The organism is Bacillus cereus group sp. BfR-BA-01349, from assembly GCF_022663795.1.
Classification (GTDB): domain Bacteria; phylum Bacillota; class Bacilli; order Bacillales; family Bacillaceae_G; genus Bacillus_A; species Bacillus_A cereus.
Map to the genome: position 1 here is coordinate 1 of NZ_JAKUGE010000067.1, position 26,323 is coordinate 26,323.

Below are 26,323 nucleotides of genomic sequence, written 5' to 3' on the forward strand. Positions count from 1 at the left end.
AAAAAAATCCCCTCCAGATAAAACAGTATTGAGTCCATCATATCAGATGGACTCTTTTTTTACTGTCTACCTATAGGGGATAATACCAATCGTACTCTTTTTTATTATTAATACCCTTCCTCTTCATGCCTACAATGGCATTTCGCTTTTGTTTTACAATGACATTTTTCACACTCACACTTCGGTTTCTCTTTGCAACAACACTCGTGAAAATCATTGCGCTTACATCTACATCTCCCAAACATTAAATCATCCCAAAATTTATTACAATCTTGAAAATGTCCACAATGACAAGTATTTCTCATAAATATGCTTCCTCCTTGATAGAATTCATCATATTCTATGTTTGAAAGTATACAAAGGCTTGTTTATTAGTCTATTTTCTCCATATTATAAGTAGAGTTAAAAGATTAAATAAAAATAAAAACCGTCACATGACGGCTCTTATTTTTGCAAACTACTCTTTTGTATAAAAATATTTAATTCCTTTCATATCTAACCAAGCAGTCGCTTTGTCCAGTTCGTTCCCTTGACGATAATCTGTTTCGAAATACACAAGCCCTTGGTTATCTCCACGAGATATTATTTTAGAAGTATATCCAAGCTTATCCATCATTTGAATCATGTCAGAAATTAAATTTACACCAAATTCATAAGTAACTACTTTGTTATATTTATTCACTATAATTCCAACCCCTTCTTGTTTTTTTATCGGCTCAACAATTTGATTTGTAAACCAAGCTAACGGCTTATTTCCAATCAGCTTATTTAAATCACACTTGCCGATACCAGCCACATTGCCTGTCTCTGTGTATTGCCAAATATCACATGGATACGCCGGTTTGTTACCACCATAACGAGGAATCCATACAAAATCACAATTGACATTTGCCATTCCAAATGGAGCATGCATATGATGAGCAATATATACACCGACTTTCTTAGCTCCTAATCTGCGTAATTCATCAATAAAAGCTTGTGCACCCGCTCTCATATCGTTCATTGTTCTTACTTCTACGTCAGCTACCCAAACTGTTGCATTTTTATCACCACGGTTCCAAAAGTCTCTTGCTTCTATCCGTGCATCCTCTACTGAAACGAAACGACAGAACGCATAATTACCAAACGGAATATTCCTTGCTTTCATTGCTTGTACATAATTTTTATATAAAGGATCTACATAGTTTGAACCATCTTGCACACGTGCAATTACGAAATCTAATTGTGGTGCTGCGATATCCCAGTTAATGTCGCCATTCCATTTCGAAATATCTACAATATAACCCATTATTTAACATCTCCTTTTTCATTATTATATTCAAAGCTTGTTTTTTTGTTATTATCAACTAATAAATAGTATGAGAGGTATTATATTATTGGGTAATAATTTAAAATTCGGCTTATGTATTGAGAAAACAAAATATTATTACGGGTTTAATAAGTAAAGATTTACAAAACTCTAAACTATATAAAGTGAAACGATAATTAGTAGGAGGCTACGAGCAGTGTAATTCCCACCTAATTTCTTAGCTTCATCCGAATTTTGAGGTGAGAATTTTACTTCCCGCAAATAGCTTGATAAATAAAACCACCTTTCTGACAGGTGGTTTTGTGTACTAATTTACATATAAATTGTCCATATTTTTATAGTTACTTAATATACTTGTTAACTAAAAATAAGACAATTTTTAGTTTTTAATCAAACCAATTTTCGTTTTATCTCACGTACTCATAGTACCATTTACGTGCATCTAACCAAGCTGTAAATTTATCGATATTCCCGGACGGATAGCCATTCGTTATAGCATAACCAATGCCATCTTTTTGAACGACAATTTGTCCATCAATACCCGCATCAACCATAGATTGAGCCAAATCTTGTAAATTACTAAATGCTACACCACCAGTTTTTACTTTGAGCAAATTCGCTGCACCTCCTCCAGTTTGTCCTGTAAGAGCAAATACAATAGAATTAGCGATTTTATCAACATTCCATTTTGCCATGTCGGATTCATTATCAATAAACCCTAATTCAATAAGAATAGCCGGTGCCTTCGTTCCATTTAATACCGCTAAATCTGTACGTTGTTTCGCACCTCGATCACGCCATCCAATATCTTTTGCTAGTTGAGCTGAGATTTTAGCCGCCAAATCTTTCTGATCATAATATAAAACCTCAACACCCTGTCCATTTCCATCACTTGCATTAAGATGAAAAGAAATAACTAAATCCACAGCATGGGAATTGCTATTCCGAATGATATTATTTAAATTTTGTGATTGAGTTGCCCCTACCTCGTCCGTATCGTCATAAACCGTGTGTCCTAGGGCTCTTAACTTAGCCACCACGGCATCTTTAACTTGCCTATCTAGAACGTGTTCTTTCCGATTCCCGAAATTAGCACCTTGAACAATACTATTGTGTCCTCCGTGCAAACTATATCTAGCCATTATTCATCAACATCTCCTTTCTTAATATCTTATTCAAAACTTGTCTTATTGCTATTCCCACTTGCAATCTTAACTGTGCCCATACGTCCTATATTTTCTAAAAGTGATGCAATTTGTTTTCGATATAAAAAAGCTATCGCTTCATAAATCGAATGATTTATTCTCTAAATTACTTTTACATGAATGACGACACGAACAAAAAAGCACCACCCTTTCGGCGATGCCTAAAAACTCTATTTTACTTTTCAGCTCCCTAAATAAATAGAGTTTAAAATCACTGAAACTACACCTATATTTCCTCCCCTTCCTTCACAGCTTCTTTCAACCTCTGCAACATATACCCAATTCCTTTACACCCCTCTAGCGGATATGTAATCATTTCTTCTGGATATAACTTTGTCACTACTTTTTTATGCTTCTTCCCTGCTAATAAGACGATTTCGTCAAACTGTAGTAAACTTTTATCTACCATCTGTTTTTGTAATTGCTCTATACTTATTACCTCATCGCTTTTTGAATCAAATGCAAGATCATAGTTTTCTAATACAATATCACTTGGTCTTAAAAATCCATGTTTCGCTGATAATATAACCCAGTTTTCGAAAAACATAGTTGCGTACGCCTGACATGCTTTTCCGAACGGACTAATATATACATCTTTTGCTTCCATCGGTCCGTAGTCTGAATGTTTATCCCAAATTTTCTTTTTTCCACATGGAATTATACATAGCCTTTTCATATATATTTCTACTCCCTTTACTTTGGTAAATAAAATTCGTTATTTTGTACATTTTTCTCTCGAAATACTATATAATAATTCTGAAAGTTAAAATTACACATTTTACCATATACGTACTATAGATTACTCTCATTGCAAATATTATAATACCATAAAAATTTTTTCATTTTTTCTTCAAAATAATGAAGGTAAATTATAATACTAGAATGTATTAATAAAACAATAAAGGAGGTTCATAAAAATGAAAAATATTATCCCTGCACTATTAGTCTATTTTATCGTTTGCGTTATTTCCGTTATCATCCCAGCATCTGAAGGCTATAATTATGTCGGCTGGAAGTTATTTGTTGGGCAAGTGTATGCGATACCTATTTTCTTCATTACTACGATAATCACATTTTATATAAACAAGAAAAAATCTTACGAATAAACGATTATAAGGATAGCTAACGCTATCCTTATTTTAATTCGTTAATCAAAACTTTATATCCTTTCTTCTAAAAAGTTAAACGCAGTTCCTCCGAAATCCAGCTCTCTAATTTTGAAACAGATTCAATATTTTTTCAAAAAGCCCCTGTAATTTACTTTTCAATACTTCCATATCATTAAGCATACACAATGCGACTGTTTAAAAATTAAAAATTTCTGCTTATTATAAATAAAAAAGGACAAGTAGCCAATCTGACTACTTGTCCTTACTGTTCATCTGTACGCAATACGATTAAGCTTGGAATGCTTCTGTTAATACTGGTACGATTTGTTTTTTACGAGATACAACACCTTTTAAAGTAGCTGTATTGTTTTCTAGTGATACGTTGTATGCTTTCTCAACAACGTTTGCTGCTTTACCGATCGCAAGACCGACAGAATCGTTAGTTAAGATATCAGTTACAACGAATAAGAATAGGTCTAAACCTTTTTCTTCTACTACTGCAGAAATTACTTTTTCAAGTTCCGCTTGGTGTACAAGAACGTCGTTTGTATCAACAGCGTTTACTTGTGCGATTTCAACTTTCGCATTACCCATTTGGAATTCTTTAGCATCAAGAGAGATTAATTGCTCCATTGTTTTTCCGCTTAAGTCAGCACCAGCTTTTAACATTTCTAAGCCGTAGTTATCTGCATCTACACCAGCGATTTCCGCTAATTCACGAGCAGCTGCTACGTCTTGTTCTGTGCAAGTTGGAGATTTGAATAGTAAAGAATCTGAAATGATTGCAGATAACATTAAACCTGCAATTTCTTTACGAATTGTTACGCCATTTTCTTTGTACATTTTGTTTAAGATTGTAGCTGTACAGCCAACTGGCTCACAACGATAGTATATAGGATCGCTTGTTTCAAAGTTAGCAATACGGTGATGGTCAATAACTTCTAACACACGAACTGATTCGATATCGTTAGCACTTTGTTGACGCTCGTTATGGTCAACTAAAATAACGTTGTCCACTTCGCTTGCTACTGTCTCAACAAAACGCGGTCCTTCTACTTTAAAATAGTCTAACGCAAATTGAGTTTCACCGCTGATTTCGCCTAAACGTACAGGCTCAGCATTCATTCCTAATTCTTTTTTCAATTCTGCATGAGCAATTGCAGAACAAATTGCATCTGTATCTGGGTTTTTATGCCCGAAAACTAGTACTTTTTCCATGTTTTCCACCTCTTCATGAAAAGGATATCTTAAAGAAGCAAATATGACAATATTTAAAGCATATTTTTTTATAAATAATTGCACTTTCTTCTATATTTTTCATCATTTTCATAAAAAAAATCATCTAAAATGAATTAGATGATCGAAATGTATGTTTCAATTAAAATAGTGTAGGAGCTTGCACTACATTGTTAAAAGCGAAATTTGAGGATAAGTCATTATTCAAAAGGTTTACATCTATAACTTGATAAAACGCATTTCCAGTGTCTGCAATTTCCCAAACAGCTAAAATAAGATGGTATCCACTACGGTCAGTTGGTACATTTGCTTCGTGCGTTACTGTTGTCCCTGGTCTAGCTCCACCGTCATTTTTTACATAGAATGGCACTAAATCTAAATCTGATCGCGTCAAAGGTTTATTGGGATTCCAACCTTTTTTCGTAATATAGTATTTCCACTCTTTCGTACTATGAGGAGCCGTTAGTTTCCACTTGAATGTATTCGTCCCGCCATTTAACGTAACTTTCTTCCACCTATCTACAGTTTGAACATCTAAAGCGGGAAAATGACCAGCCCCTGCAATTTGTCCATCAGAAGGTCCTAGTTGCGGAAATCCACCTATTCCTTCTACGCTTTGAGGTTCATATTGAATCGGTCCACAATTTACATTTACCCCTTGCTTACATAAATAAGATCGGCTCGCTGGTGATTCTACATATCCATGAGCTGAAGCCTTTTCTGAAAATCCAAATGTTAATAATCCCGTAAGTAATACGCCACCACTTAAAATAACTTTCTTCATCTTTTGTAAACTATTCTTTTTCATTCTTTCATCCCCTTCCCATAATAAAGCGAAAATAACTATAGTTGGCTAGTCATCTTCTCTACATTTATTATAAGACGAGAATCATTACTAAAAGAACCCTCTAAAAACTTTCTCAAATTCATTTAGTGCGTTAATTAGATTATAATTAACTATTTTAACACCGCCAGAAAAATATAGACGGTGTTAAAAATAGTCGTTTATTATTCACTTACTAATAATTAAGCACTCTCCCCGTTTGATTATACCTTAAATGTTTTTATAATAAATAACCGTAGCATCTAACTTTCCATTCGGAGAAATTGCATACCCTGGTATTGTTCCAACTTCTTGGTAGTCTAGTGATTTGTACAATTTATTGGAAGGATCTCCTTCTCTTGTATCTAATACTAAAAGAGACCTGTTTTCTTGCTTTGCTCGTTCCTCTGCTTTTTGCATAAGTGCTCGTCCAATACCGTTACGTCTAAAGTTTGGATGAGTCATTAATTTGCAAATCTCAGCTCTATGAATTCCGTTAGGCTTTGTAACTAACTGTAATTGAATGCTCCCTGCTACTTCGTTGTTTATTTTAGCCACATACAATATCACTTCTGGCGCTAATACTGTTTGCCAATACTTTGTTGCATCTTTTTGTTCCAGTGGAGGCAAAAAACCAATTGATGCCCCATCATTTACAACCATTTTCAAAAGTTTCGAAAGTTCTTCTATATCATTTTCTAGTTTCTTAATTTCTTCAATTACTAAATTTCGCATTACTTTTCCCCCTTTTGTTTCATTGTAACAATTTTTAAAGAAGGAATAATGAAATAATAAGAGGAATTTATAGTAAGATATGATTTTTTGTGAAAGGATAACGATATGAAATATATATTAGATAGAACATACGCAAAAGAATTACTCGAATGGGCATATGAACAAAACCCGGGCCCTTGGTTTGAACATTCACTACATGTTGCTCATGCAACTGAAAACATAATTATAGAACTTATAAAAAAAGGGTACAAGCTAGATGCTGACATAGCATATAACGCTGCCCTTTTGCATGATATCGGAAGATACAAAGGTTTTACCAAATCGGTCATTCATTCCTATGATGGTTATATGTATATGAATGATTTAGGGTATACAGGAAACGCTGTTATTTGTGTGACACACTCATTCCCATGCAAAAATGAACATATAGATATCGCAGCGGAATGGAGTCTCGTTCCTGACCATATGAGAAGCCGGTTAGTTGAAATATTAAATGAACATTGTAACTACGATTTATACAATAAAGTAATTACTCTTTGTGACGCTCTTGCTGATGCGGATGGCTTTACTACGCTGGAAAGAAGATTAATTTCTGTTGGTTTGCGTCATGGTACAACATCTCATACATCTTTACATTGGAAAGGGTTTTATGCGATTAAGAAAGAATTAGAAGCTTTAATCGGTAAGAGTATATACACAGTTCTTCCTGATGTAGAAAAATCTATTTATGAAGATATAGAATATTAAATTGAAAACGATAAAAATTTGTATGTATGTTTCTAAACAGAAAAACAAAACAAAAGCCATTGATTATATGAAACAATTGAAGCTTTTTACAAAACCTTAAAACTAAATAAATAGTTGTTATTTCTCATTCCTACTAAATTTAAAATTCTCCCATTATTGTATAACCATAAATTGAACCCATCCTAGATAATTTTTATACTCAAATTTAATTTCACATAAAAAACGTTTTAAACATAAAGTTTAAAACGTTTTTTTATTCAATGCTTTTGATTTTTCAGTTCTGTTAAACACTCTTGCACTAAAGTTACCGCTTGACTCATCGCAGCTCCGCCAGCAAATGCTGCTGAAACACCACATGCTTCCAGAATCTCTTTATCCGAACATCCTTGATCAAGACAACCTTTTGTATGATAAATTGTACAATACTCATCTTGCGTTGCTAAACTAATTCCTAATGCAATAAGTTGCTTTTCTCTTTTTGTTAAAGCACCCTCTGGAAAACAAGCTTGCGTGAACGCATTATATGTCTCAGCGATTTCAGGAATTTGATTTGTAAAACTACCTATACCTTCTTTATAATGATGTAGAATATCATTTATCGAACTATGTTGCTCATGTTCCATCTTATTCCCTCCAGTCATATTATCCATACCTATTGTAGTATGTGATGAAATGGAGGTAATATACCTTCTTTTAAATTAAGAATTTTCAGTTAATTTAAGTTATAATTTTAAATTATCATCTACAATAACTTTTTCTCTAGAACTTTTTCTTTCAACCTCTTTACTTCTTTCTTCCCAAAATGTTAATCCTTCAATCCCCACATTTTTAGGATTAAATACTGGATCTTTCCCTTCTTTTTTCTGCGTTTCATAATCTTTTAACACTTTTAATGCGGTTTTACTTAAAAGTAAGATTGCGATTAAGTTTAACCATGCCATACTACCGATTCCTAAATCTCCAAGATTCCATAAAAGCGACGCTGATTCAACGCTACCGATATAAACCATAATTAAAAATCCAAATTTTAAAACTGGTTTTAACCAGCCATACTTCAGTTGACGATCTAAATAAGTAAGTGTTGTTTCAGCGATATAGTAGTAAGCGAGTAACGTTGTAAATGCAAAAAAGAAAATCGCAATTGAAATAAATATTGGACCAAACCCTGTTATCACAGTTTCAACTGCTTGTTGTGTATAAATTGGACCAGCTTCCACATTTCCTATGTTTTGTACAATGGTGGTTTTCCCTTCAGGTATAACATTGTACATACCTGTTATTAAAATCATAAGAGCTGTCGCTGTACATACGACAATTGTATCGATATATACGGAAAACGCTTGAACTAATCCTTGTTTTGCGGGATGCGATACTTCAGCAGCCGCCGAACTATACGTCGCTTCTCCGACACCAGCAACGTTTGAAAATACAGCGCGTTTTACGCCCCATGCAATAGCTGCACCAACAATTCCACCAAACATTTCATTTACACCAAATGCGCTAGAGAAAATTAAAGCAAACATACTTGGAATCTCCGTTACATTCGCAATTAATATGATACATGTAACAATTACATAACCAATTGCCATAAATGGAACAAGCATTTGAGAAACGCCAGCAATTCTCTTTACACCACCAAAAATAATTGCTGCTAGTAACAAGACTAAAAATATACCAGTTATATATTTGCTAATACCATTAGAGTTTTCAAATCCAACTGCGATACTACTAGATTGAATACCTGGTAATAAAACGCCATATGAAAGTGTTACAACTACTGCTACAATGACTGCAAACCATTTCATTTTCAAACCTTTCTCAATGAAATATGGAGTACCGCCGTGATATTCATTCCCTATTTTACTTTTGTATACTTGAGATAATGTTGATTCTACAAACGCGCTCGCTGCCCCTAACAAAGCCATTACCCACATCCAAAATACAGCTCCAGGACCGCCGAAAGCAATTGCTGTCGCTACCCCTGCAATATTACCAATTCCAACTCTTCCTGATAAGGCTAAACAAAATGCCTGAAAAGATGATATTCCCGTCTCTGAACTCTTTCCTTCAAATAATAGTTTAATCATCTCTTTAAAATAACGGATTTGCAAAAAGCGTGTTGCAATCGTGAAATATACGCCTGCCCCTAATGCAAAAACAACTAAACCGATACTCCACACTTGCCCTACTAACCATTCTACTAAATTCTCCATCCAAATCCCCCTTATCATTCTTTTGAAAAGCAATTTTGTATATAAAAAAAACGGACAACTATTATCAAACTTTCTAGTTGTCCGCATCTTTCATTATTTCATCCCTCAATTTTTATCAGTAAAACGCCCTATTACTTTATATTTACCCAAACACTTTTCACTTCTGTATAATTATCAAGCGCATATGAACCTAATTCGCGGCCAATACCAGATTGTTTATATCCACCAAATGGTGCAGCTGCATTTTCTAAGTTATAATCATTAATCCATACTGTTCCTGCTTTTAATTTATTTGCCACTTGATGACCCGTTTTGATATTTTGCGTCCATACACCCGCAGCAAGGCCATAGGATGAGTTGTTCGCTCGTTCAATTACTTCTTCTGTCGAATCAAATGGCAGAACAACAACAACTGGTCCAAATATTTCTTCCTTAACGATTGTCATATCGTCTGTAACGTCTGTGAATACAGTTGGCTTAACGAAATAACCCTTTTCAAGTGCACGTTCACCACCAGCCGCAACTGTAGCGCCTTCTTTCTTCCCTTGCTCAATGTAATTTAACACACGCTCTTGTTGTTTCTTAGATACGAGTGGACCCATTTCCGTTTCTTTCTCCATACCTGCTCCAAGTTTTACGTTGTTCGCCATTTTCACAAGTGCATCTACTACAGTTTCATAATGTTTACGATGAACAAACACACGTGATCCTGCGCTACAATTTTGACCGTGATTATACATAATACCTTGGAATGCACCATTAATCGCTTCTTCCAAGTCCGCATCTTCTAAAATGATATTTGGTGATTTTCCGCCAAGCTCTAACGTTACATGCTTAATCATTTCTGCAGACTGACGCATAATGTACTTTCCTGTAACAGTAGATCCTGTAAAAGCAACTTTATCAATGTCGTGATGATTTACAATTGCAGCCCCTGCTTCAGGACCAAAGCCTGGTACAAAGTTTACAACGCCGTTTGGAAATCCAGCCTCTTTAAAGAGTTTCGCTGCATATAGTAAAGATAAAGGCGTTTGCTCTGCTGGCTTTAATACAATCGTACAACCTGTCGCCAGTGCAGCTCCCATTTTCCAAGAAGACATAACAAGCGGAAAATTCCACGGAATAATTTGTCCTACAACACCAACAGGTTCATGTCTCGTATAATTTAAGTAATCTTTTGAAATCGGGATTGTTTGCCCAATAATTTTTGTAGTCCATCCTGCGTAATAACGATAATTTTCTACAGTCGCTGAAATATCATCATCAAGTGCTACTTGGTATGGCTTTCCATTATCTAAAGCTTCTAGTTGCGCTAATTCTTCTCTATGTTCTTCAATTAAATCTGCTAATTTATAAATAAGATGCGCTCTTTCAGCAGTAGTCATTTCTGCCCACGGGCCAGATTCAAATGCAGATCTTGCCGCTTTTACTGCAGCATCAATATCCTCTTCTTGCGCTTCACATACGACAGCTAGAACATCTTCTGTTGCTGGATTGTACGTTTCAAACGTCTTTCCGCCAATAGCAGAAACAAATTCGCCATTAATAAACATTTTAATTTCTTCATTTAAAAACGCTTCCACTTTTGGTTTCAGCTCAATATTTGTCTTTAACATTATGTCCTCCTTATTTAAACAGCTGCATGAGCTGCAATATTTGATAAAATCGTTTGAAGCTTTTGATCTTCTTCTACAGTTAACCCTAGTCTTGGATAGCGAGAAGGTCCTCCCGCTTGCCCATGTAATTCCATAGAACGTTTAACGATTTGAACATATTTCCCTGATCCTTCAAGAAACTCGCAAAGTGGTAAAATAGCATCGTTTATTTCCCACGCCTTTTCTAATTCACCATTTTGAAAATGCTCATACATTTTTGTAACGAGACCGGGAACGATATTTCCTGCTACTGAAACCCATCCCGAGGCACCAACTAAATATGATTCCATAACTAAATCTTCAGAACCACAGAAGACTTGGAAAGCCCCTTCACTTTGTCTTACTAAATCTCTCGCTTTTCGAATATCTCCGCTAGATTCTTTAATATGTGTAACATTTTCACACTCTTTTCCAATACGGAGCATTAGCTCTGTACTCATATCAACACCAGAAGTAAATGGATTATTGTATAACATAATTGGTATATTTACAGAGTTTGAGATTTCTTTAAAATGAAAATAAATCTCCTCTTCCTTCGGTTTACAATAGTAAGAGTTTATAATTAATGCACAATCCGCTCCGTGTGCTTCTGCATGCTTCGTATATTCAATTGTTTCTTTCGTCGTTTCCGCAGCAGTTCCAACAATAACTGGAATACGGCCATCAATTTCTTTCAAAACGGTTTCTACCATTTTAAATCGCTCTTCTTTTAATAAACTTACAAACTCTCCTGTACTTCCATTAATGATGATACCTGCAACGTTTTGTTCGATAAAGTAATTTACATTTTGCTTTACCCCATCCCAATTAATTTCCTGAAATTCATCCATCGGTGTTATTAATACTGGGAATGCCCCTTTAATTTTTTGCATATTTATCTCTCCTTATCACATTTTATTTTAATAAGAAACCTGCCGGAAATGGATCCGTAGGGTCTAATAGAAACGTCTGCATCCCTGTAATAAATCCTCTACTTTCAAAACGGAAAATGTATCCTAGTTCCTCCTTCTTCACTTTTTCCACAGTTATAAAACTATTAAATATACTTTCATTTTTAAAAGGTTTATCCGCCATATAATCATTTTTAAATAACGCATGAACATAGGATACAATAGTAGAAACAAAACCTGGCGAACGTACGATAAAGTTATCTTCATGAAATGTAATCGATTTTATATGGTTCTTTTCTTTTTGCGAAGGATCTACTAAAATAAGCCTTTTTATTAGCGACTGTTTTTGTATAGCCTGCAGTGTAGCTTCTCCCCATCTTTTCAATTCAGAAATGTTTTCCATGCGAATTTCTGGCGAATACGCACCTTTTTCTACAACTGCATATACTTTATCTGCTTGTATAAGAGAATAACTTACATTACCAACCTGTAAATTTTTCTCAATCATATAGCATAGTTTGCTTTCAAACGAAACCGATATAACTTCATCATTCTCTACATACGCATGAACTAAAAATATTCCACATAACGTTTCAATTTTGTATTGATTGGACTCTCTCTTTTTTAAATACCTACTTTCGAGTAACATCGTTATTACTGCAACAATGCCTCCATAATGAAGCGGAACCGAACCTTCATGATTAAAAAATAATACAGCTGCATCCACTTCATTATAGATAGATGGAACGACAATACACCCATTCAAACCGATAAAACCACGTGGTTCATTTAATAAAAGCTTCATCTCTTCTGCTAATTCACCTGAAAATTGTTCATTTAATTGCTCCAAACTGTAGTAGTATTTGCATGGTACGTCTTTCATTACACGAAATGCCTCGCCATTTACATGTACGTCTACTGCTGTATACATTTTTTGAATGTTCATTTTATATCCTCCGTTTCATGTTCCATCGGCGGAATTAGCAAAAATCCTTCTTTAAGTGGATCCATTTCATTGTAAAAAAATCTATGCATACCCATAAGCCAAGCTGATCCCGTAATTTTCGTTATGACAGCTTCAATATTTTCAACATGTGTCGTATTCATGACATATCCTTTAAATAAAGAACCAACGATACTCTCATGAATGAACTCTTCACCAATCTCGATTTCTTTCTGAGCGTATAATACAGCTAGCTTCGCAGATGTTCCTGTACCGCATGGAGATCGATCTATTCCGCCTGGTGGTACAACAACTGTATTTTTCACATGCGCACATTCATGAGTAGGATCTGTATAAAATTCAACATGTGTTAATCCTCTTATAAACGAATACTCTGGATGAGTGATTTCAAACTTCTCATTAATTGTGTTCCTTATATGAATCGCCTTATCGATGATTGTAGATGCATTTTCTGGTACTAATTCTAGACCTACTGATTTCGCATCAATAATGGCATAAAAATTCCCTCCATAGGCAATATCAGCCTCTATAGTTCCAATGTCTTTCACTTGTACAGTAATATTTTTCAATAAAAAAGCTGGTATGTTACAGAAAGATACTTCTTTTGCTTTTCCATCTTGAACAGCAATATCTACTTCAACTAAGCCAGCCGGTGTATCTAGTTTTAAAGAAGTAATCGGTTCAACTACCGGAATTAAACCTGATTCAACTAACGCTGTACATACACCGATTGTATCGTGACCACACATCGGTAAATATCCACCTGTCTCTATGTATATAACACCTATATCAGCCTCAGGATGACACGGGTCTGTTAATAATGCTCCTGACATTACATCATGACCACGCGGTTCATTCATTAACAATTTTCGAATCCAATCATACTCCTTTTTCATATGTAACATCTTCTCTGCTATCGTCTCTCCAATCAACTTTGGAAGTCCACTAATTAATGTCCTCGTTGGATTCCCACCTGTGTGTGTATCAATCGTCGTAAAGACTCTTTGTGACCTCATCCGTTTAACACCCTTTCTGTAAAACGACTCAAACGAAGTGGTTCAATAGGAATAATTGTCTCTTTTTCATTTAATAACTCTTCAATTACTTTTCCAGTAACTGCTGCAAGACTAATCCCATCACCTTCATGTCCAGCGGCAATGAAATAATTCGGAATATGTTCCACTCGTGAAATAATCGGTAAATGATCTTCTGTCCACGGACGTAAACCAGCGTAAGAACGAATTACCATCATATCTGCCATTTTCGGATAAAAGCGAATTGCTCTATTTGCGATACATTTAATGACTTCATTATTTATCCTCGTATGAAATCCTACAAATTCACGACTACTACCAATTAAGAAATTTTGACTTTCAGTAGGCTCAAATACGAGCGCAACCCCGTATTTTTCAGTTAAAGCATCCACTTTTCGTTTTCCGCCAAATTTAGAAATTAAATAACCGAATTCCATTACTTTACGGCATCCTACGTGTTGTTGCCTTGAAGCTACAATAATATGCCCTTTTCTCGGTTCAATTGGTATATTTATATTTAACATCTGACCAATCTTAGGAGCCCACACACCGGCTGCATTTACAACTTGTTGTGCTGTAAAAGTTCCATTCGTAGTTTCTACAACAAATGAACCATCCGTCTCTATTTCCATACTCTTTACTTCCGTCTGCTTAAAAGCTTTTGCGCCAAACTTTTGTGCCTCTGACAGAAGCGAGAAAGCAAGGAGATATGGATTCACAGTTGAATCCGTCGCACATTCTAAACCGCCTAATAAATCATCAGCAAAAAAAGGCGACTCTTCCCTTATATCTTGCCTATCAAGCATTCGAAACGGTAATCCAGCTTCTTTTTGCCGATTTACCCATTGCTGCGCAGCTTCCATCTCTTCGTCTGACTCACATACGAGAATACTTCCTGGTGCCCTATATTCAAATGAATGCTCTAATTCTTCACTTAAATCAGTTACTAATTTTTGACTTACTAAAGACATTTGACTATCAAATCCCGGGTCTTTATCAATGGCCAAAATATTCCCATCACACCGTGAAGACGTCCCGCTGACAAATTCCCCTTTTTCAATGATTGTTACGTCTCTTCCGTATTTTGAAGTGTAATAAGCGATAGAACACCCTATTATTCCACCACCTATAATTAAAACGTCGCAGTGCCTCACAATATACTCCTCCTTTCCTAGCCCTCTCACTTTCTTTTTATGCAATTGACGTGCCAATTCTGTACATATACAATTTTTATAAATAATATTTTTATTTGTAAAAATATTTTAAATTCATAGTAAATAGGTGTATTATTTTTTTATCACTGTCAAAATTTTTATACATAACAGGAGGACATTATGGAATTCTCATTTCCGACTATACAAGAATTTTTGGAAAGCGTTTTAATCAATCATACATGTAGCCTTGATCCCATTAAGAAAATAAACGAAAGGTTTTATTACCTCCCTTCTACTACAGAAGAATATAATTGCGCAATTATTTATGTAGATGACTCATTCACTGCATTAATTGACGCTTTTTCTTATGAATTAGCTGTTATCATCCTTAACGAAAACGATGAGCCGATATGCTGTATAACTTCTCAGCAAATGATTCCATTTCTTTATAAGTCCTACAATGAACTACAGTCATTTTATGACACTGTAATACAAACAACTGACTCTTCTGTTACAGTAATTGATAGTAAAGAATGCGTTCGAACTTGGACAGATGGTGCTGAAAAAATATTTTCAGTCAACCATAATGAGATTATTGGGCAACCGATTACTCGTTTTTTTGATTATAAAGACTTGGAAATTTTACAATCTTTACATGATGGAAAAAGCATAGTCGCTCAGTTCCATCAGCCTCGTCCCGATTTATTCGTATTAATTAATTCAAATCCAGTTTATTGTAATGATGAAATTATAGGAGCAGTCGTTTCAGAAACAGATGTTACAAATCAAGTCGCTTTAAATGAAAAACTATTTAATATGTCACATGAAATGCACCGTTTAGAACAAGAAGTGGCAAAGTATAAAGATGAATCCGATCCATTCCTTGCGATGAATGGAAAAAGTCCTGTTATACAAAGAACGATACAATTAGCTAGAAAAGTTTGTTCGGTGAAATCAACTGTTTTAATACTTGGGGAAAGCGGAGTTGGAAAAGAAGTATTTGCGAAAGCAATTCATGAAGCAAGTGAAGCAGCGAAGGCGCCTTTCATTTCGATTAACTGCGGGGCAATTCCAGAAGCATTATTTGAAAGTGAATTATTCGGTTACGAGCGTGGGGCGTTTTCTGGAGCAAATAGTAAAGGAAAAAAAGGTAAAATTGAACTCGCGCAAGGCGGTACTTTATTTCTTGATGAAATAGGTGAAATGCCACTTGATATGCAAGTAAAACTGTTACGTGTACTGCAAGAGCGAAAGTATTACCGAGTTGGTGGTGAAAAAGAAATTAATATTGATTTCCGTATTATCGCTGCTACAAATCGTGATTTACAAGAAGAAATGAGAAAAGGAACTTTCCGAGAAGATTTATATTACCGCTTAAATGTAGTTAGCTTGCAGATTCCACCGCTGCGCGAAAGACGCGAGGATATTATTGAATTAACCTATTCTTTCTTAAACGATTTTTCAATCAACTATAACAGACCAATTCGTGACTTACCTTCAAGCATTATGCATGAACTGCTTCATTACAATTGGCCAGGTAATATTCGCGAACTTCGAAACGTTGTTGAACGGCTTGTGGTATTCGCAACAGACGGAATTATAAAACAAGAATATTTACCATTTCATACGACTGAAACTTTAGACAACCATACAGCCCATTCCCTATTACTCAGCAACAATAATACAATCCTTTCTTTACAAGAAGAGATGGATGAGCATGAGAAAAAAGTTATCGAAAGGGCTTTACGAATTTTAAATGGGAATAAATTAGAATGCGCAAAACAACTTGGTGTAACAAGGGCTACTTTATATAACCGTTTAAAGAAACTTGGACTTCAATAAAGAAGCAGTATGCACCGATCAGGCATTTACAGATAGCCCTCTCCTCCTCTATATTGGCATGATTTTTGCATATGTAATTTGTGAAAACCGAACTAGAGGAGGAATACACATGACAAATAAAAACAACTTAATCGTTTGTCGTTGTGAAGAGGTTACATATGGGCAACTTCAATCGACAATTGCTGAATATAAATGCTCGGCAAGAGAATTAAAACTAAGAACACGTGCTGGCATGGGATTTTGCGGTGGTCGCACATGCAGAATAATGATAGATCGAATGATTGAAAATGCGAATCCTGACGTAACTCTTAATGAACTACCGTTAAAATATCAACCACCAATACGTGCAGTTACTTTTGGATCGGTAGGTGAAAGTAAATGAGTAGAATTACACATCACCCTATTTTAGGCACTTTACAAAGTAGTAAGCGTATTACCTTTCAATTTAACGGTCATCAATACGAAGCATATGAACATGAAACGATAGCTGCTGCCCTGTTAGCAAATGGAATACGGACATTAAGAGTTCATGAAGATAGCGGAACACCGCGAGGTATTTATTGTAATATCGGGCACTGTTCCGAATGCCGCATGACAGTAAATAATCAAACAAATGTACGCGCATGCTTAACTGTTGTAGAAGAAAACATGGTTGTTGAAAGCGGGAAACAGCATCCGAATATCGTGAGAGAGATGGTGAAAAAACGATGAGTGATGTAATTATTATTGGTGCAGGGCCAGCGGGATTATCTGCTTCTATTTCTTGTGCTCGTTTCGGACTAAAAGTGCTCGTTATTGATGAATTTATGAAGCCAGGCGGGAGATTGTTAGGACAGTTGCATCAAGAGCCTACTGGAGAATGGTGGAACGGAATAAAAGAATCGAAGCGACTTCATGAAGAAGCAGAATCACTTTCAGTACATATCAGGTGCGGTGTTTCGGTCTATAATTTAGATAGAGATGAAAACAATTGGTTTGTACATACTAATATCGGTACGTTAGAAGCACCTTTCGTACTACTTGCTACTGGAGCTGCGGAATATTCTATTCCCCTTCCTGGCTGGACACTTCCAGGAGTGATGTCAATTGGAGCAGCTCAAGTTATGACAAATGTTCATCGCGTGCAAGTTGGAAAAAAAGGAATTATTATTGGTGCTAACATTTTGTCTTTCGCCATTTTAAGTGAATTGCAATTAGCGGGAATTACAGTGGATCATATTGTACTCCCTGAGAAAAGCGAGTTAAGTCAAAAAGCTGGTGAACCTGAAGAAGTTTTAAACTCTCTTTTAAATGCAGCTCACCTCGCACCTTCTGCTTTCTTGCGAATAGGTAGCCACTTTATGAAATTTGATTGGATTCGAAAAGCTGGATTAACATTCTATCCAAACAACGGAATGAAAATAAACGGAACGCCACTTCACCTTCGGAAAGCAGCTCTTGAAATTATCGGAACAGATCAAGTTGAAGGTGTACGTATTGCTAATATTGACTCTAAAGGAAATGTTATTAATGGATCAGAGAAAATATATGAAGCAGATTTTGTTTGTATTGCCGGAGGATTATACCCACTTGCCGAACTTGCAGCTGTAGCTGGTTGTCCCTTCCATTACATTTCAGAATTAGGCGGACACGTTCCTCTCCATTCCGAAACAATGGAAACCCCTCTTCCTGGTTTATTTGTAGCCGGCAATATTACAGGCATTGAAAGCGGAAAAATTGCGATGGCGCAAGGAACAGTTGCAGGTCTATCTATTGCTAAATATGCAAGCAAAAAACGTGATATAGTCGACCAACAATTATCTCACGCCATTCAAAACGTTCACTTTGTTCGTCAGAAAGCTGCAATTCAGTTTAATCCGATGGTAGATATCGGTAGACGAAAGATGAATGAAATTTGGCGTGATTACTCATCTACATATGCACATACTAAAAAGAGCTGCTGAGATTATTCTCAACAGCTCTCTTCTCTACTCATCTGAGTTATTAATTTTCGCTAATGCGTAAATGCCTTCTTCATCATCTAATTCAAGTTGTAATCTCGCTGCGAATGGATTGACATTATATTCTCTGTCAAGCAATAAGCGTAAAGCTTCGATTAAGTTTGCTTGAATTAAAATTTGCTGGCGACCATTTACCTCTACTTCCGCAGAGAAACCGTAGTCGTCATCATACATGAGTTCAACTAATACTTCTTCTGGACCCACTTGTCTTTTTTCAGCGATATATATACAAAGCGCATTTATAAGCTCTTGTTCAGAAATTTTTATTGTTTCCATGCTACTTCATCTGCCTTCTTCTTACGTTGGTCTTTGAAGTATTTAAATGCACGAACTGCTAACATTACGATACCAGCCATTACTAACATATTTACCATAAACGCTAATACAGAACCAAGAGCTCCCATATTTGCAAATAAGCTACCCATTAGTAAACCACCAAGACCACCTAGTAATAAACCTTTCATAAAGCTTCCTTTATTACTTTTTGGTGCCGTGTTTGTTGCTTTCGTTTTTGAATCTGGAGTCGTTTTTTGAGAATTTACATTTGAGTCTTTTTTGTTTAAATCAACTTTTGACTTTTGACCTGAACTTGGTGTAAATGATTTTTTACCAGATTTGTAACTTTTCGCTGCTGCATGATCTACGAACATAAAGCTACTAGCCCCAAAGATAACCATGAATGCTGTCATTACTGCTACAAGTTTTTTCAACATATTATATCCATTCTCCTTTTATATAGATATATGTGAAATCTATCTTTCTAGTAAATTCAGAATGATAGATTTGTTTTTAAAAACATTTTAAAGGTTCTTATGAACTTATTATATGAACTTTTGTCGAAATATGCAAGTATTATTTACTTTCAACAGTTTGGTCACAAAGGAAAAATTAAGCAAAACAGAATTGACTTTAAATGAAACCAAACATATTATAAGTTCATAAGAACTTTTTATTATTTTGGAGGTGAAAAGATGGAAACATTTCATCTCACACGAAACGAAATGGCTACCCTTCTTCTATCACTAAGAGGATGGAATACGAAAAAGCCTCTCGGTATTTTACAAGAAGCTTGGGCAAAGTCACATAAAAAAGATATTGAAAGCGGACAAAGCGTTACAGCTTTTATTACTACCGCACTTTCACCTATTTTTGAAAAGCTGATTAAAATTGACGATACTGATGTCGGTTTTTCTTTAAATGAAATAGTTGCGCTTGGCAATCAGATTGAAAACACAAGTTTCTCTGTAACTGCTATGCAAAACTGGGTGAAACGAGATATAAAAGAAATGATTGGCTCTCCTCAAAAAGGGAAAAAATATTCAATTGAACAAGCAGCCTTACTATTTATTGTCGAAGATTTAAAAACAGCACTTGATTTTGAATCCATTCGTAAGCTATTACGCCTTATTGTAAATGATCCAGCTGATCGAAGTGATGATTTAATCAATCCTGTTCATTTATATGTAGCATACTCTTCTCTATTTGAAGAACTCAATCAAGGAAATTGCTTACAATTGAATGCAACAGATACCGTTCATACAATTGAAAACATCGTAAAAGAAAAAGCTGATAAAATCGCAAGTAAGTTCGATCAAATTAATAACGAACAACGCGAAGCAATTCGTAACGCTATTATTATTGCGACCCTTTCTGTACATACCGCTTATGTACAAATGTTAGCAAAGCGTTACGTAACAGCAACTTTATTTTTACAGAACTTAGATGTGAAGCCTTAAAAAAACAAGCATCCCCCCGTCATATACCTAGGACAGGGGGATGCTTGTTTTCAATCAATATAAAATACAAAAATCATTTTACATCTAAGTTTCATTATAAAATAACTCTTGATTATGTATTATGTAAAAATCATTACTAACCTAACATTCAACAATGTTCATTTCTTTCTATTAAATTCCTATCAGATTTTCTCGATAAACTTAATTACTTCATCTTTATAATTATATTTGTCATTAATTTCTTGTAATAATTCAATATCATGCGTATGAGTTTTTCCTGTCTCTAACAGCTCACGATATAAATCAATGTAAGGAAGATTTTTATTCATGGCATTTTTATATTCCTTTTCTACATCGTAAAAAACCTTTTTAAACCTCACATCAGTAATCCCTGCCTCATCAATTTCAAGAATTGCATACTGAGCACGCAAGTCAGAATTTAGCTTATTCCACTTGTAAAAAGGTTGTCCAACTGTTCCTGGGTTAATAATTAATTGATCATTGCTACTATAGCGCAACAATTGATGGTGGGTATGAGCGTAAATCGCAATATCATAATCACGATCAAATAGCCGATCAAACTGTTCCTGATTATTAGTGGGCCACAAATCTCCTCCGTAATTTTTATTTTGTAGATTATGACTAATACTGATTGATAAATCATTAACCTGTTTTGTTATATGTAATGGTAAATTTTTAACATGCTTAATATAATTTTCATCCAGGTTTTCACATTGATACTGAACTAATCTAGAAACATAAATATCAGTTGCGTTATCAATATCAATATTTTTATTAAGAACGTCAAGAAAACTATCTTCCCAGTTTCCTTGTACATAAGTATCAACGTTAATGCTTTCTAATATTTCAAACAAATCATTCGATCCAGGACCAGGCATAATTAAATCTCCTAAAAACCAATAATCAGTCACACCTTCTTTCATAGAATCTTCGATAACTGCTTTTAAAGCAGTTGCATTTCCATGTACATCTGCCAGTACAGCAATTTTATGTTTCATGTATTTTATTCCCTCCTCTAAATTTACGTTTCCATCTCATTCATTTTTTATTTTCGAACCAAATCAAATTGAATAGGCATATTCTTTTTTAGGCAAATTTACTATCTCTTGAATGAAATTTGATTTCTCTAAAATGTCCTCTAACTGCCCCTCACTATGGACGTAAATACCACCTGCATATGAACTGTACGCCTTTTTCTCAGTTATTATCGCTAAATTGTTATTTTCCTTTTTAAAATCACCCTCCACTCCTTTTTGAAATGATAAACTTTTAGTTGTTGAAACATAAAGTTGAATTAAAGATACTATTTCAACATCATCTGATTTTGCAAAGCACTGTATTTCATTTAAAATCATTTCATCTTGTAACGGAAGAAAGTCTTCTACTTCTAACTTCTCTCCTTTATGAAAGAAGTTTTGAAGTTCAGGAGTATAGAACGAAAGATTTTTCTCCTCTATCATTTTAAAAATTGTTTGCAGCAATATATCTTTTCCTATCACAAACGGATGGCCAAATCCATTATTGTAAAGCCCTTCTTTCATTTTCATTAATTGTTCGATGAAGGGGATTCCCGATTCTTCAATAACAAGTTTACCGTCAATTAAACGCATGTTAGCAATCAATCCTTCTATCTGTAAACCTTCTAATTCAAGCGATGAGTAATATAAATCTCTATTCCAAAAATCTAATTGATCCATTCCTAATGAATTAAATAAGAGCTCATCTATAATTGGAAAAACTCCATCTTCTGTTAAAGCTTTCGTTACATCATCTAATAATCTAGGTGTTTGATTTAAAATCGTACGTATTTCTTCGTCCTCTTGAATGATTCGTACCGTCCACTCACTATGATTTTCACCCGATATTTGCTGAAAAAAATGTGAATATGGCCCATGTCCAACATCGTGTAGAAGGGCTACAGTAGATACTAGCTTTCGTTCATATTTCGATAAATGTATGTCACCAATCTCAGTAAGATGTTCTATCACTTTATTTACTAGTGCATATACACCTATCGAATGTTCTTCTCTTGTATGTATTGCGTTCTCATGTAAAAAATAAGTATGTCCTTGTTGTTTAATATACGCCAACCTTTGAAATGCTTTTGTATCTATCAATCGAAGGATATCTCTATCACGAATAGAGATTGGTCCATAAATCGGATCTGTAATATACATACGTTCTCCTCCTATTTTTGTAAATGAAAGGCCCATACCATTATACTTAATTTTCAGTCTATTATCATTGATATATGAGAAATTTTTAATAATCTTTTCATTAACCCTTCATGAAAACGTGGCTTATATACTTTACTATAATACTTATGAGAGACATAAAAAAGTTGAAATAGCAATCCCCTATGCAAATAAGGTATAATCTACACATGGTGAACCTTTTATGTGATTAAATAAAAGGTTCTTATACTCAAAAATTCATAAACTAGAAGGTGCAACAATGTTAAGTAGTTTTATTCATTCAGTATTAACGTTTTTTGAAGGATTAGGTTATTGGGGCATTATGCTTGGACTTATGATTGAGATTATCCCAAGTGAAATTGTCCTTGCTTATGCAGGATACTTAGTATTCAATGGAAGTATCTCATTTATAGGCGCAGTTGTATTCGGTACAATTGGCGGTGTTATTGCCCAAATCTTTATTTATTGGCTTGGACGATACGGCGGACGCCCTATATTAGAACGTTATGGAAAATATATTTTCATACATAAAAAACAAATAGATGCTGCAGAAGATTGGTTTAATCGTTACGGAACTGGCGTCATTTTTACAGCACGCTTCATTCCAGTAGTGCGTCATGCGATTTCAATTCCTGCTGGTATTACAAAAATGCCATTACTACGTTTCACTACATTAACAGCACTTGCGATTATCCCTTGGTCTATTATTTTCATTTATTTAGGTGAAAAACTAGGTGAAAATTGGGAGAATATTAACGATATTGCTGGTCCGTATGTGAAATCATTCGCAATTGGTGGCGTCGTACTTATACTTTTATACTTCGTTATAAAAAAATGGACAAAAAAGCGTAAAAATCTTACTTAAGAATATAACAAAAACCGCTATAAATTCATTTGGAGTTATAGCGGTTTTTTATTTATATTAATCTTCAGGAATTATATAACACCTTTCCATCTACATTTACATGGATAAGCAACCATTCAATCATTTCTTTCGTATATTATCTCAAAAAGGAGTGATTCCTCTATGCATTGGCAGCAAAAAATACCATACTTAATCGGACGCCCTATCGGTATTTCCTTCATAAATGGGCAAGGAACTTCTGGTGTATTATGTTCAGCGCACGATGGTCAATTATATGTGTATGAATACCTTTATCAAGCCCAGTTCACAATGAAACATTATGATTATAGACAGGTTCAAGATATACATGCATTCCCAAATTGTCCTCACCAAAATCCTCTATACTAAAAAAATCGGAACGGCTCATAGCCATTCCGATTTCTATACTTTATTTCTCAGAATTAAATTTCTGCGCTGCTTCATCAAAATAAATCCAACCTTTCCAGCCCAAATGAATTGTATCTTTTAAGAAATACTTATCATATTCATGACCAGAGAAATCAACTACTGGATATCCTGCTTTCTCAACCTGTTCTCGAACTTTTTTATAATACACTTCACGGCGTTCTTTCGGGAAGCCAGTATAATCATACCAAGGCCCATTTACAGGTACAGAAATAAAGAGTGGTTTGACATTTTTCTCTTTAAATAAATCTAAAATAATTTGTAAATCATCGTATTCTGGTGATTCATCATATGTTTCATTTGCTCTAAAGTTTTTTAAACCTTTTAGTTTTTTCTTCAGATTATTCTTATGATAATACGGATTTTCAATTCCGAATGTATTTGTAGTAGACTCCGCTTTCCCTTCTTGTTCTGCGTGTTTACGTGCGTCTTCCCAAGAAATTGAACGCAGTCCGATATTTGTTTTCTCTTTCATCGGTTCGATTTTAAATAAAGAGTTAAATAAATCTCTATGATCTAAAATATTTCGATGCATATAAGCAAGTGGTTTAACTAAACCTGCTTTTATGTTATGTTTCGTATCATTATATACAATACCTTCTAATGAATTTTTTAATATATCATCTTCTTGAACAACTTTATAATCTAATAGCCGTTTCGCGATTTGCTTCTTCATTTCTGGATTTATCTCATCATTAAAAATAAAATGATATGCTTGTTGTTTGGAGAAATTATTAGTGAAATCCCCTTGTGATACACCAGTCTTTGTAAACCATTGTGGTGAAAGAACAAAGACTACTTTTTTACCTTCTAATTCATCCATAGTAGATGTCATATTTAAAATATGAGCTAAACTTTGTGTACCACCAGTTCCAATTAAAAACGGTGTAAAACCAGCTGGATTTACTTTGAAATAATTAGACGGATGATATGCATCCATTCGTAAAAATTCTGATGAACCGTACATCGGTAAATACTGTGAATTCTCTAACATTTTTTGCTGTAAGAAAACACTTTGTAATTTCTCTTTTTGTAAAGAAGTTGCCGCATCTTCTACCTTCTTATCACTAATAAGCGACACTAAACTTTTCGATGGGATTAGAATGATAATGAAAAAAAGCACACACGCTAAAATTATAGGACCAAAAGCATGCTTCATTTTCATCTTCTGTCCCTCTTTCTATCGTTATTAAATTGTAACCCTTGTTTTTGACACGTCATCTTTTCTCTCCTTTTTCTCTATACATGTTCCATTCTATTTATCTATTATATACATGTATGTATTTCCTTACTTGTTCTATTAAGTCCTATATAAATAGCACAAAAAATGTTTCCATAGAAACACGTTAATTATACAAGATTCTACATAAATTTCACACTGGAATTTTAGTAATAATTTTATTTTTTAACAATGAAAACACATATGAAATGTCTAGAATTCTTTGGATGATGTATGGAGTTCAAAATATGATAATAAGCGCCCGCTATGATCAACTTCATGGGTATATATAAACCCGAGCTTTCGTAAAAGTTTTTTCGAGCTCTCATTTTCTACTTTAACTCTAGCAATTATTCTTGTTACATTCAAAGTCTCTATTGCATATTTAATGGAAGCCTCTGCTGCTTCTAATGCATACCCATTCCTCCAATGTTCTGGGTCAAGGAGATACATAATTTCTATTTCACCTGTTTCATCTACCTTTCTTAAACCACAATGTCCTAAAAGCTTTCCTGTTTCACTATTAAATAACAACCATACTCCAAATTCAAACTGTTCCCAATGTAAGATAAGTTGCCCGATATAGTCATTTGTTTCTTCCTTCGACATTCCTCTTGATTTAGCCAGCCATTTGCCAACAGTATCTTTTTTTAATATGTTATAAAACTGATCAATATCTTCTACAATTGGTTTCCTCATGAATAATCTTTTTGTATAAATTACTTTCTCTTCTTCAAACATAGACATCATTTTCCCTCCAAATACTGTTTACAGACTAATAAATTATACCATGAACTATTTTTCTAACTTTAAATAAGAAAAAACAGACTATCACATACTGAACTGAACCCAAAAAATTAGACAAATATATTAAGCAGCTACTAAGGATTGAACTCTGTATTGCACAGGGGACAATCCTTTTAGTTT

The 26,323-nt window shown here is 34.6% G+C and carries 29 protein-coding genes; 9 read left to right on the plus strand and 20 right to left on the minus strand.

What is annotated here, in order from left to right; genetic code table 11:
* Positions 1-70 precede the first annotated feature (70 nt).
* The 4 genes from MR169_RS25330 to MR169_RS25345 form a co-directional block, all read right to left on the minus strand.
* The gene (locus MR169_RS25330) at positions 71-241 is read right to left on the minus strand and encodes a hypothetical protein (protein ID WP_179864235.1); all 171 of its coding nucleotides are present in this window, start codon (positions 239-241) and stop codon (positions 71-73) included.
* 216 nt (positions 242-457) lie between these two features.
* Positions 458-1,288 (minus strand): GH25 family lysozyme, encoded by an 831-nt coding sequence (locus tag MR169_RS25335; RefSeq protein WP_242320238.1) that lies wholly within the window; start codon positions 1,286-1,288, stop codon positions 458-460.
* Between the two features lie 428 nt (positions 1,289-1,716).
* Entirely contained in the window at positions 1,717-2,451 is a 735-nt protein-coding gene (locus MR169_RS25340) for an N-acetylmuramoyl-L-alanine amidase (protein WP_242320239.1), read from the minus strand.
* Between the two features lie 289 nt (positions 2,452-2,740).
* The gene (locus MR169_RS25345; protein ID WP_000824872.1) at positions 2,741-3,190 is read right to left on the minus strand and encodes a DUF6884 domain-containing protein; all 450 of its coding nucleotides are present in this window, start codon (positions 3,188-3,190) and stop codon (positions 2,741-2,743) included.
* A 241-nt stretch (positions 3,191-3,431) separates the two neighbouring features.
* On the opposite strand from MR169_RS25345, the gene MR169_RS25350 reads away from it, so the two are divergent.
* Positions 3,432-3,620 carry a DUF4017 family protein gene (locus tag MR169_RS25350; RefSeq protein WP_000789486.1) on the plus strand — a complete coding sequence of 63 codons (189 nt, stop codon included), beginning with the start codon at positions 3,432-3,434 and terminating at the stop codon, positions 3,618-3,620.
* Positions 3,621-3,911: 291 nt separating this feature from the next.
* Here MR169_RS25350 and ppaC read toward each other — a convergent pair whose 3' ends face one another.
* The 3 genes from ppaC to MR169_RS25365 form a co-directional block, all read right to left on the minus strand.
* Complete coding sequence (ppaC, locus tag MR169_RS25355) at positions 3,912-4,886, minus strand: manganese-dependent inorganic pyrophosphatase (protein ID WP_481746826.1); 975 nt, start codon at positions 4,884-4,886, stop codon at positions 3,912-3,914.
* Between the two features lie 115 nt (positions 4,887-5,001).
* The gene (locus tag MR169_RS25360) at positions 5,002-5,667 is read right to left on the minus strand and encodes a lytic polysaccharide monooxygenase (protein WP_242320241.1); all 666 of its coding nucleotides are present in this window, start codon (positions 5,665-5,667) and stop codon (positions 5,002-5,004) included.
* A 246-nt stretch (positions 5,668-5,913) separates the two neighbouring features.
* Positions 5,914-6,417, minus strand: a complete 504-nt coding sequence (locus MR169_RS25365) for a GNAT family N-acetyltransferase (RefSeq protein ID WP_001245249.1) — start codon at positions 6,415-6,417, stop codon at positions 5,914-5,916.
* A 105-nt stretch (positions 6,418-6,522) separates the two neighbouring features.
* Here MR169_RS25365 and MR169_RS25370 point away from each other — a divergent pair, with 105 nt between their 5' ends.
* Positions 6,523-7,164, plus strand: coding sequence for an HD domain-containing protein (locus MR169_RS25370; protein WP_000874109.1), 642 nt, complete (start codon positions 6,523-6,525; stop codon positions 7,162-7,164).
* 257 nt (positions 7,165-7,421) lie between these two features.
* Here MR169_RS25370 and MR169_RS25375 read toward each other — a convergent pair whose 3' ends face one another.
* The 7 genes from MR169_RS25375 to MR169_RS25405 all read right to left on the minus strand — a co-directional run bounded on the left by MR169_RS25375 (position 7,422) and on the right by MR169_RS25405 (position 15,074).
* Positions 7,422-7,814, minus strand: coding sequence for a carboxymuconolactone decarboxylase family protein (locus tag MR169_RS25375; RefSeq protein WP_481746825.1), 393 nt, complete (start codon positions 7,812-7,814; stop codon positions 7,422-7,424).
* Positions 7,815-7,886: 72 nt separating this feature from the next.
* The gene (locus tag MR169_RS25380; RefSeq protein WP_242320243.1) at positions 7,887-9,377 is read right to left on the minus strand and encodes an alanine/glycine:cation symporter family protein; all 1,491 of its coding nucleotides are present in this window, start codon (positions 9,375-9,377) and stop codon (positions 7,887-7,889) included.
* A 131-nt stretch (positions 9,378-9,508) separates the two neighbouring features.
* Positions 9,509-10,993: an aldehyde dehydrogenase family protein gene (locus MR169_RS25385; protein WP_000920976.1), complete on the minus strand. Its 1,485-nt coding sequence runs from the start codon at positions 10,991-10,993 to the stop codon at positions 9,509-9,511.
* A 14-nt stretch (positions 10,994-11,007) separates the two neighbouring features.
* Positions 11,008-11,904: a 4-hydroxy-tetrahydrodipicolinate synthase gene (gene dapA, locus MR169_RS25390; protein ID WP_001169457.1), complete on the minus strand. Its 897-nt coding sequence runs from the start codon at positions 11,902-11,904 to the stop codon at positions 11,008-11,010.
* A gap of 22 nt (positions 11,905-11,926) precedes the next feature.
* The gene (locus tag MR169_RS25395; protein ID WP_001025573.1) at positions 11,927-12,868 is read right to left on the minus strand and encodes a proline racemase family protein; all 942 of its coding nucleotides are present in this window, start codon (positions 12,866-12,868) and stop codon (positions 11,927-11,929) included.
* Positions 12,865-13,902, minus strand: a complete 1,038-nt coding sequence (locus MR169_RS25400; protein WP_001257519.1) for a proline racemase family protein — start codon at positions 13,900-13,902, stop codon at positions 12,865-12,867. Before MR169_RS25400 ends, MR169_RS25395 begins: the two co-directional genes overlap by 4 nt.
* Complete coding sequence (locus MR169_RS25405) at positions 13,899-15,074, minus strand: NAD(P)/FAD-dependent oxidoreductase (RefSeq protein ID WP_016118066.1); 1,176 nt, start codon at positions 15,072-15,074, stop codon at positions 13,899-13,901. The genes MR169_RS25400 and MR169_RS25405 overlap by 4 nt, the downstream gene beginning before the upstream one ends.
* Before the next feature lie 180 nt (positions 15,075-15,254).
* Between MR169_RS25405 and MR169_RS25410 the strand changes: the two genes are divergently transcribed.
* The 4 genes from MR169_RS25410 to MR169_RS25425 all read left to right on the plus strand — a co-directional run bounded on the left by MR169_RS25410 (position 15,255) and on the right by MR169_RS25425 (position 18,859).
* Entirely contained in the window at positions 15,255-16,916 is a 1,662-nt protein-coding gene (locus MR169_RS25410; protein ID WP_000395822.1) for a sigma-54 interaction domain-containing protein, read from the plus strand.
* Between the two features lie 109 nt (positions 16,917-17,025).
* A complete protein-coding gene (locus MR169_RS25415) occupies positions 17,026-17,298 on the plus strand; it encodes a (2Fe-2S)-binding protein (RefSeq protein WP_086392499.1) in 273 nt (90 codons plus the stop codon).
* Positions 17,295-17,627, plus strand: coding sequence for a (2Fe-2S)-binding protein (locus tag MR169_RS25420; RefSeq protein ID WP_000087074.1), 333 nt, complete (start codon positions 17,295-17,297; stop codon positions 17,625-17,627). Before MR169_RS25415 ends, MR169_RS25420 begins: the two co-directional genes overlap by 4 nt.
* Positions 17,624-18,859: an NAD(P)/FAD-dependent oxidoreductase gene (locus tag MR169_RS25425; protein WP_016118067.1), complete on the plus strand. Its 1,236-nt coding sequence runs from the start codon at positions 17,624-17,626 to the stop codon at positions 18,857-18,859. The genes MR169_RS25420 and MR169_RS25425 overlap by 4 nt, the downstream gene beginning before the upstream one ends.
* A 24-nt stretch (positions 18,860-18,883) precedes the next feature.
* Here the strand turns inward: MR169_RS25425 and MR169_RS25430 are convergent, their stop codons facing one another.
* Positions 18,884-19,192 (minus strand): YxcD family protein, encoded by a 309-nt coding sequence (locus MR169_RS25430; RefSeq protein ID WP_000447748.1) that lies wholly within the window; start codon positions 19,190-19,192, stop codon positions 18,884-18,886.
* The gene (locus MR169_RS25435; RefSeq protein ID WP_000914478.1) at positions 19,180-19,629 is read right to left on the minus strand and encodes a hypothetical protein; all 450 of its coding nucleotides are present in this window, start codon (positions 19,627-19,629) and stop codon (positions 19,180-19,182) included. Before MR169_RS25435 ends, MR169_RS25430 begins: the two co-directional genes overlap by 13 nt.
* A 258-nt stretch (positions 19,630-19,887) precedes the next feature.
* Between MR169_RS25435 and MR169_RS25440 the strand changes: the two genes are divergently transcribed.
* Positions 19,888-20,652 (plus strand): DUF1836 domain-containing protein, encoded by a 765-nt coding sequence (locus tag MR169_RS25440; protein WP_000447231.1) that lies wholly within the window; start codon positions 19,888-19,890, stop codon positions 20,650-20,652.
* 182 nt (positions 20,653-20,834) lie between these two features.
* Here MR169_RS25440 and MR169_RS25445 read toward each other — a convergent pair whose 3' ends face one another.
* Together MR169_RS25445 and MR169_RS25450 are read right to left on the minus strand one after the other, a co-directional pair.
* Positions 20,835-21,671: a metallophosphoesterase family protein gene (locus tag MR169_RS25445; protein WP_000680867.1), complete on the minus strand. Its 837-nt coding sequence runs from the start codon at positions 21,669-21,671 to the stop codon at positions 20,835-20,837.
* A 63-nt stretch (positions 21,672-21,734) separates the two neighbouring features.
* Positions 21,735-22,850: an HD domain-containing protein gene (locus MR169_RS25450; protein ID WP_137074142.1), complete on the minus strand. Its 1,116-nt coding sequence runs from the start codon at positions 22,848-22,850 to the stop codon at positions 21,735-21,737.
* Between the two features lie 277 nt (positions 22,851-23,127).
* Here MR169_RS25450 and uptA point away from each other — a divergent pair, with 277 nt between their 5' ends.
* Both uptA and MR169_RS25460 read left to right on the plus strand, forming a co-directional pair.
* Positions 23,128-23,733, plus strand: coding sequence for an undecaprenyl phosphate transporter UptA (gene uptA, locus MR169_RS25455; RefSeq protein WP_000952914.1), 606 nt, complete (start codon positions 23,128-23,130; stop codon positions 23,731-23,733).
* A gap of 162 nt (positions 23,734-23,895) precedes the next feature.
* Positions 23,896-24,120: a hypothetical protein gene (locus MR169_RS25460; protein WP_016118070.1), complete on the plus strand. Its 225-nt coding sequence runs from the start codon at positions 23,896-23,898 to the stop codon at positions 24,118-24,120.
* Positions 24,121-24,160: 40 nt separating this feature from the next.
* Here the strand turns inward: MR169_RS25460 and dltD are convergent, their stop codons facing one another.
* Positions 24,161-25,342, minus strand: coding sequence for a D-alanyl-lipoteichoic acid biosynthesis protein DltD (dltD, locus tag MR169_RS25465; RefSeq protein ID WP_242320244.1), 1,182 nt, complete (start codon positions 25,340-25,342; stop codon positions 24,161-24,163).
* A gap of 267 nt (positions 25,343-25,609) precedes the next feature.
* The gene (locus MR169_RS25470; protein WP_000061611.1) at positions 25,610-26,143 is read right to left on the minus strand and encodes a GNAT family N-acetyltransferase; all 534 of its coding nucleotides are present in this window, start codon (positions 26,141-26,143) and stop codon (positions 25,610-25,612) included.
* Between the last annotated feature and the right edge of the window lie 180 nt (positions 26,144-26,323).